Source organism: Marinilabiliales bacterium, assembly GCA_007695015.1.
GTDB lineage: Bacteria > Bacteroidota > Bacteroidia > Bacteroidales > PUMT01 > PXAP01.
This window is the reverse complement of record REEN01000066.1, coordinates 1-7,756: the sequence shown is the minus strand read 5'-3', so window position 1 is coordinate 7,756 and position 7,756 is coordinate 1. Positions and strand designations below refer to the sequence as shown.

The 7,756-nt window shown below is 46.7% G+C and carries 4 protein-coding genes; all 4 read right to left on the bottom strand.

What is annotated here, in order from left to right; all coding sequences use genetic code 11:
• Positions 1-194 precede the first annotated feature (194 nt).
• Entirely contained in the window at positions 195-725 is a 531-nt protein-coding gene (locus EA408_09835; GenBank protein TVR71146.1) for a hypothetical protein, read from the bottom strand.
• Positions 709-1,455, bottom strand: coding sequence for an ImmA/IrrE family metallo-endopeptidase (locus EA408_09830; GenBank protein TVR71145.1), 747 nt, complete (start codon positions 1,453-1,455; stop codon positions 709-711). The genes EA408_09835 and EA408_09830 overlap by 17 nt, the downstream gene beginning before the upstream one ends.
• The gene (locus EA408_09825; GenBank protein ID TVR71144.1) at positions 1,436-1,792 is read right to left on the bottom strand and encodes an XRE family transcriptional regulator; all 357 of its coding nucleotides are present in this window, start codon (positions 1,790-1,792) and stop codon (positions 1,436-1,438) included. Before EA408_09825 ends, EA408_09830 begins: the two co-directional genes overlap by 20 nt.
• Positions 1,793-1,907: 115 nt before the next feature.
• The gene (locus tag EA408_09820) at positions 1,908-7,262 is read right to left on the bottom strand and encodes a DEAD/DEAH box helicase (protein ID TVR71143.1); all 5,355 of its coding nucleotides are present in this window, start codon (positions 7,260-7,262) and stop codon (positions 1,908-1,910) included.
• Positions 7,263-7,756: the final 494 nt, after the last annotated feature.

The following is a 7,756-nucleotide window of genomic DNA, read 5'->3' as shown; positions in this document are numbered from 1 at the left end:
TCCTGAGCTTCTGTACAGTAATTCAAAGCTTGCGCTGTAAATATTCCCGCACCCCTCTATTAAATCCATAAATTTATAAAAAAGAATGCAATAGCAGCAGGATTATCTGAACGAATCCTTTTTAGATGTAAAAAAGGCTTGCAGGATATCATTTCCCGGTATTTGCCGATATGTAAACCAGGTGTATCAGATTATTAGAAGGTAAAACTTCGGCATTTAAAATCTCTGATTCTGTTAACAGGTAACTTGCTTCCGGCATTTTTAACTTTTAAAATAAACTCATCGCATTGATTTTCAGTAAACATATTCCGTCTTAGTGCTTCACAAAGAAAATCCATTGTAGTGAGATATTGTATTCCGTGCAATTTACAGTAGAAGGCTATATCTTTAAGGTTACTGCTGGCAAGGATGTCTTTCGAATGTCTTACCACGGCAAGGCATGCAGCTTCCCCGTCTCCTTTGAACATAAACTTTTTGATATGAGCATATTCTTTTCTGACTTCAATATTATCTTCCGGGAAGGGCAGTAATTGTATTAAGCGCAAATTCAGAAGGTTATCTATTTCGCGTTTTCTTTTTGGCAACCGTTTAAGTTCTGCATAAACTTTATCCAGTATCAATATTTTGAAAGGGAAAATGTGCGGTAATTTAATTATTAAACTTCCGGAAATGAAGTGGGAAATTACATCTGCATCTATTATAATAACTTTATTGCTTTTCTCCATCTTCGATCTGTTCCAGTTCCTGAAGATTAATACCCAAATCGGCTAACAGAGAAAAATAATGGCTTTCAGAGATCGTCTCCTTATCATATAATTCCCTTGCAAGGCTTCCATAATCACCGATAACCTGATTGTGATTTCCGGACTCATAGATACTGGTAGTATATCCAAGTTCAACTGCACTCCTTTTTACATTTTGATTATATACATCGTATATTTTACCGGATATTAACCCCAGGTTCTTCAACCGGTACAATAATGCTGATCGTGAACAGGCAAAGTATTGTTCAATTTTCAGTACAGTGCTGAGGTTTAACTTGTCTTTTCCGAGCTCCTTGTCCGGGATGAGTGATTTTATCCCATGTTCCGGGAGCAGCAAATTAGAAGCAAATATATCTGCATTAAACTCATCCCTTTCTTTTTTGTCAAATGTTGCAGTTGTACAAACCATTGATTCGAATCCGTCCTGAATATATAAATGGTAAAGTTCGTGACAGATGGTAAAGTGTTGATGTCCCAAAGATTTGTTGCTGTTTATAAGGATAAATCTTTTTACTGCCTCCTTATGGTTGGTTTTAATTGCCATACCGGAGAACCCGGCACTTAATGGACGAAAAACTGTTAACACGTCCAATTTGAACAACAAACTTCTAAGCCGAATGCTGTCGTGACTTCCTAATCCGTGAATTTCTCTGAATTGATTCGCTTTTTTTTCAAGAATTTGGATGTTCATCTGCCAGGGTCTGTTTCATTTTGAGATAATTAAGTACAATCTTCCTGAAGTCCGCTATCTGTTTTAAGTCTTCAATACCAAGGGTGTCTGCACGAAATGCAAGAGCAACCTTTATACCGGAGGATTCCATATCGGTTTCATAAAAATCGAACTCATCAATACCGAAAAGCTTTGCAGCTTCATAAAGAACATTTGTGGGAGCAATTCTTTTTCCGTTCTCATAATAACTGATTTCCTCCCTGTTAATGCCAAGATATTCAGCAAGAATATCTTGAGTGAGGCCGAATTTTTCCCTGTACATCTTTAAATTATTGCCGATGACCTGGTTCTGGTTCATGGTTTTCTGGTTTTGGCTGAAAGCTAAATACTGTTACAAATATAATACATTATTATATATAATCAATTTTTGTAACAAACCAGAATAATATAAATTATAATCACAGGGATTCCTCTTATAACTTCCTGAAAATATCCTTGCGCCGTTTAACCAGTTCATCTGGAGGTTCGGAATAGTGCCACTCTATCACATCGTACCCGGCATCTTGCAAAAGTTGCCTTTTGTGCAAGTCGTCTTCCTTAACTCCCGCTTCATCGTGGACCGACCCGTCGCAGAACACTATGGCTTCGATAGAATCGCCGTCCATATAGACAAAATCCCCGCTCACGTAATAGCCTGCCGACGTTGAAAGGTTCACCTGTGCATTATCGGGCAAACGCATGCGGTTCCTGTAGAGGTAGTCTATCAGCTTCTTCTCGAGATCCGATGATTCATCCAGGTTATCCAGTAACCAGTTGTACTGCTCTTCACGGTCGCTGAATCTGCTGCTTACCGAGGAGGTGTTGTCAGCTTCACAAATCATCAACAGTTCCAAAGCCGCTTTGATGCTGTGCCTGTCCAGTTTGTCATGGTATCGCTGGTTATAGTAGGATAGCAGGTCATCATAAGAGGCTTTCGGCTTGCCGGGGGCAGTGTCCTCTTTTGTTTCCGGATCATAATGGATAACCCTGTAGGCTTCCCTGAACACCTCTTTCAACCTGCCTGTGTCTTCTGCCAGTTGTGAAAGGATGCCGAGGCTGCCCTGGGCTGATTCGAATATAAAGATATTCCGCTCTCCTTCAGGACCCATAAACCACACCTCAATCTCCGATTCCTCAACCTGAAATACCCGCTCGATGGCTCTTTTAAGCGCCCAGGTAAGAGATATCACTCCCCCGTCACTCAGTTCAAGAGCTTCAACCGGCTGCAGATACAGGGAATCAGCAGTGTCGGTGGTATAGAGCTTCACGGTGATTGCCGGATCTTTTTCCCGTTCGGGGTTCTCAAGCTCCACCTTCCTGAGCCATTTACCCGACATTTTACCTATTACAAACCCGTTCTCCTCATCTTTTGCCCTCAGCCATTTTTTATTGACCTGTATCAACAGTGTGGCCTGGCAGAAGGTAAGGTTGAGCAGCGGGTGGCCGGAGGCCTTGAGTGTTGAACGGAAGGTGCTATCCAGTCCTTTGGGGTAATGGAAAAACTGCTCTATATCATAACCGGACGACATTCTGTTCTCCTCCTCTGAGGATATCCTCTCCACCGGCCATGTATCGGCTTCCACCATTTCAAGAAGATCGTTGTGTGTGTCGGCGGCGGACTGCCCCATGAGGGGTTCACCCGTGAAGGGATCGTTGTTGATTCCCCTGCCCTCTTCGCCCAGCCAGGCGTAACCGGTCTTTCTGGATATTTTGATACTTTCTGTTTTCATATCCGCCTCGGTCAACTGCATGCGGGTAACCCGGAACTTGCCGCCGTCATGGTAGATGAGATTCGAGGGACCGAATTCGCGGAGGGCGATGAAACGGGGACGGGAGATGTAAGTGCCCTGCTCCTGGCTTTTGCGGCCGACGAAGGCTCGTACCGGCAGGCGGGTGAAATTATAGCCGGGCAGGAAGCCCTCGGCGGCCAGGTAGCGGTAAACGTAAAACTCGGAGCTGAAACTGCTACCATACTCCCGGGTCATCTCATTCTGGAGCAGGTCACGCTGGCGGCTTCCGATGGCCATCATCCGTTTTGCCTCCCTGTGCTCAAAGCTGCTGCCGGCAATCGTAGGATCATTAATCACCAGAGAACCCTGTTCTATCATATTGGTCGCCGTTCTGAACAACCTTCGCCAACGGTCAAAGCTCTTGTCCAGTCTGTGGTAAAACTCCCTGCAGCAGCCCTGCAGCCACTCCTGGTTAAACCAGGCTGTTGATTCAAGTATATCTCGTTTATCAGAAATAACCTCTTCAAAACCTTCTGTCCACACGCGGGAGAAATCGGCTGTCTGCCTCAGGATGAAGTTTCTGATGTTATCCCTGACCGGCAGGTTCTCCCGGTCGCCTATGTCAATGATATCTCTTATTGAGCTTCTTACATCCTGCAATCCGAGTTGCATCAGTATCCAGGCATAAAAATGGTTGGCTACAAGCTCTTCATTGCACAGATCTATCGTAGGAGACTTCACCTGGCCGGCAACCATCTGTCTGGAATTGCCGAAATAGTGCCGGTCATGCGGAGAAGTGTAGCTGCAGTACGTAAACACCAGCGCAGTCTGCCCGCTCCTTCCGGCCCGTCCGCTTCTCTGGGTGTAATTTGCAGGGTTTGGAGGCACATTACGCATATGGACAATGTTCAGGGTGGAGATATCTATACCAAGTTCCATGGTGGGAGAACAGTAAAGAGCGGATATATCCCCGGTCCTGAAACCCTTTTCACGGTCTATACGCTGCTCCGTACCTATCTGTCCGGTATGCTCGCTTGCGCGGAAGAACTTGTCAAATGCCTGGAAATCCTGCTGGTAAAAGCGCTTGAAATAACTGTTGGGCTCTATTTTAAGGTCCCCGCCGGTTGTTACTATCCTGACCTCGTCTGTCAGAACGTTTCTCCCGTCCCCTAACCGCCAGATGACCTTTTCAACCCTGAGGCGGAAACCTTTTTCGGTCGATTTGTCACCCTTGATCTCTCTTTCGGCAAGGAAGTGCCCCCTCTTAAGCAGCAGGCAAAGCCCTTCGGTATAGCCGGCCAGTTCCTCTCCTTTCAAAGCTTCCAGGTTGGCCCGGATGAACATCCTTTTGATGTACTTGCCAAGGTTGCTGTTTGGACCTATGCTCTGTGTAAATATTCTTTTGTCTTTTTTTCCGGGGGACCGGTAAGTGAGGAATGAAGGGGCTTCAAGCCGTTCGTCGGCTTCGAGCGACCACTCCTTCTCCTGGTCCAGATGCTGCTTGAGGCGGTCCTCCAGATTTTTCCTGTTCCCCTCATCCAGCAGATAATAGTCAAACGCATAAGATGTGCGGAAGTAATTAAGTACATGCAGCAGGAAATTGTACCGCTGCTCCGGAGTTGCCCCGGAAAGCAGTATATCATCCCTGAAAAATTCATCCCTGGCACAGAACTCATCCAGCTTCTCGTAGTCAATCTGCAGCAGAGCGCATTGCTCCAGGTTGGGGGTATTGTACCTCCACCCTCTTCTGAGATCATATAAAATCCTGACGGTAAGATAGTCCTTGATGGCCTTTTCATTCTCCGGGTCCGGCCACGAGGGGTCATCCGATACGTTTCGGGCATAATCCTTTTCGGTCAGGCCTAGTTTGTCATATACCTCGCCGGAAATCCTGTCAATCTTCAACTGCTTCTCTCCGGCCGATTTCAATGCGTGATAGATGGCAGAACGCAAACGTCCTATCATCATAAAGTCATTAAAGTGCCCTGCCTGGAGTGATGCATCCTGGCGGTTATCTGTAAAACTGAGTACTTTCTGAACCTCCCTGGTCAGTTTCTGGTGATGCTGGCTCTTGAGGATGCTGAAAGTGGTGATGGTGGTGGCAGTGCTTTTGCCTACATTGCCTACCCTCATCAGCTTGGTGTTCTCGCTTGTTCGGAAATCAAAAACAACCCCCGAAGTTGGGTCAAGACACAACGGAGCCGCAATAAACCATCCCGTAAGGTCCAGTCCGGATTCAGGATTGAAGGAATAATTACCTTCTGAGTTAAACCATACTTTTACAGGCAGACGGTGTTCGTAGTAATTATCTACCACCACCCTGCCGTTTTTCAGCTTCCACCAGGTATCGGGCAGGTTCTCCAGCTGATCCTCGCCCCATATCTCATCTCCGTTTTCGGGGATAAGCAGATACCCCGATTCAAAATCCTCATCCGTCAGCAGCCGTTTGGACTTGCCTTCCTCCCTGTTTCCCTTCAGCTCCTGTTTGGTTATTCTCTCGGGCAACTCCTGTGGATCCCGCGGCTCGAAGCGCATCTCTTCGAAATTCCTTTTGACGCAGATAAAATCAAACCCCGAGTAGCGGCTGAACATCACCGGGAATATGGTCTTCTCCCTGCCGGTTTCCTCCATTACATACATACCGTCTTCCAGAGTGACCTTCCTCTTATCCCTGCTATCAAGCGTCACGTAAACATTGCCCGCCTGCGAGATAAACTGATGTATCTTGAAGGGCAGAAATGAAATGCGCTTTTCAATATTCCTTATATTCAATTGTTCCGACCACTCAAACAGCTCCATCAGCGCACTCAGACATTTATCCCTGTCCGGCTCACTGGCATCAGCAGATAAAGCCTCAACCAGCTCCTTCAGTGCTAACGGCTTTGCCCTGCGGATAATTTCTTTCTGACCAAGACCTGGTGTTGGGCCGGTACCCTCCCGCAGTTGATCCTGAGCTTCGGCGAAATCGGGGTTTGTTGCAGTCCGGTTTTCCTCTTTTGAGGAATTACTATGAAACTGGTTTTGGGGATTATCATGAAGGAGCGCTATCCGGTTTTCAACCCATATTGCCAGGGGATTGTCACGGAATGCCTTTTCGCTGCCATCTTTTGGCACTGAGCTGTGTATGGCCTCCTGAAGATCAAAGGCGGTGGGCAGTGTACCGCTGAAATTGGTGGTCACCTTCAGGCTCTCCTCTATTACCTGGTCTTCTGCGAAAGCTTCTCCAAAAACCTCAGTAGAATACCCGGCAACAACTTCCCTGGTGTTTCGTGGTCCTTCGCCGGAGATCATGGTTGCGGAAGTGCCAATGCATTGAATTTTTTGTCTGCAAAGGGCTTTCAGCCGGCGGATAAGCATGGCAACATCGGCTCCCTGCCTTCCGCGATAGGTATGCAGCTCATCAAAAACCAGAAACCTCAGGTTTTCGCTGAACGAATCACGCAGGTACTTCTCATTGGCGCGGGTGAGGATCAGCTCCAGCATCATGTAGTTGGTAAGGAGAATATCAGGTGGATCTGACTCCACCTCTCTCCTCTGCTCCTGATTCTCCTGTCCGGTATATTTCCTGAATGTTACCGGGAAACCGTCGCCGTAATTATCCGCAAATTTTCTGATCTCCTCCTCCTGGGAGTTGATAAGAGCGTTCATGGGATAGACAAGGATGGCCTTCACCCCTTTCGGGGGCTTTTCCTTGAAAATATGGTTGAAGACAGTACCCAGAAAGGTAAGGGACTTGCCCGAACCGGTACCGGAAGTAACAACAAAACTTTTTCCTTCCACACCCTTGCGGATTGCCATCTCCTGATGCTCGTAGAGGGAATAGTACCCGAAAGTTTTCCTGAAGTCCGGATGCAGGATCTTTTCATCAATGAGCGAATCAATGCCTGCCCCATCCTTGTAAGCAGGATTGAACTGAATCAACGGCTCGGGCAGGTATTCATCCTTCCTGAATGCATCATCAACCACCTTGCTGATACGTTTATCCCTGATAATATTGAAACTCTTCAGGTATTCCTTGTAGTCGCTGACAATCTGCTTATGGACTTCAAATGCCTGCATTCGTTAAGGAGATTTTATAACAAACTTATAAATATACAGGAAAGAATGCAATGAAAGCAGGTATTTAACAAAAACTACCCCCGGGCAATGACATCTAATCCGGCTTTTCCTCAGGGGAGTCTGATGCAATTCCCGAGACGGTGGATTAATCCGGCTTGTCCAACAAGGTTACTGTTATTGTTTACCAGAGCTGAATTTAATCCGGCTGGTAAAATAAAAATCCTGGTGCAGTTCCCCGGGCGGTGAATTTACCCGGTTGTCTAAAAGGTAGTCTGGTGCTGTTTACCGGAGATAATAATAATCCGGCTTGTCCTCCGGGAAACCTGGAACAATTCCCCGGGGGTGAAATCAATCCAGCTCGCTGGAAAGTGAACCTTCCTTCTCTCTTCCGGCGGTGATGGTTACGGCTCCTTCATCTTCGCTCCCAGGGTCAGTTCGGGGGTGCGGGGATGCGTTTCCGCGAAAGCGGGATCAACGTTAACATCCCCGAAAGG